Annotated in this window: 1 protein-coding gene and 1 pseudogene; both read right to left on the reverse strand. The window is 62.2% G+C overall.

Annotation, left to right across the window (positions count from 1 at the left end; translation table 11 throughout):
• The coding region (locus HUA74_RS45080; protein WP_174459525.1) for a DNA cytosine methyltransferase at positions 1-177 on the reverse strand (177 nt) is incomplete at its 3' end.
• Positions 174-384: pseudogene (locus HUA74_RS45280) on the reverse strand (PD-(D/E)XK motif protein); the annotation flags it as partial. The pseudogene HUA74_RS45280 and the gene HUA74_RS45080, both read right to left, overlap by 4 nt.

Below are 384 nucleotides of genomic sequence, written 5' to 3' on the forward strand. Positions count from 1 at the left end.
GCGGACCTTCAGGATGTCGGTCTCCATGACGGTCCACGACGGACGATTTTCACGCAGCGTCTCGCAGCACGCGTGGTCCATCTCCAGCGCGACTGCGGTCTCGAATCCGGCGGCCTCGAAGCCGTAGTCCAGACCACCGGCACCCGAGAACAGGCTAATGACTTTGGGCTTGGTCATGCGGGTACTCCTACGAATAGCTCTGGCAAAAGGTCGGCGTACAGCGGAGCGAGTGCGCGGGCCTGGTCGAGGGGCAACTCGTGTGCGTTCGAGAGGTCAGCGACGAACTGCACCCGCTTGATCCCTGCAGGTAGCGGTTGCGGCACGGTCGGAACGTCTACGGCGCGATACAATCTTAGGGTCTGTCTCGTGGCATCGAGGTCGAAG

The organism is Myxococcus sp. CA051A, assembly GCF_013336705.1.
In the GTDB taxonomy this organism is placed as follows: domain Bacteria; phylum Myxococcota; class Myxococcia; order Myxococcales; family Myxococcaceae; genus Myxococcus; species Myxococcus llanfairpwllgwyngyllgogerychwyrndrobwllllantysiliogogogochensis.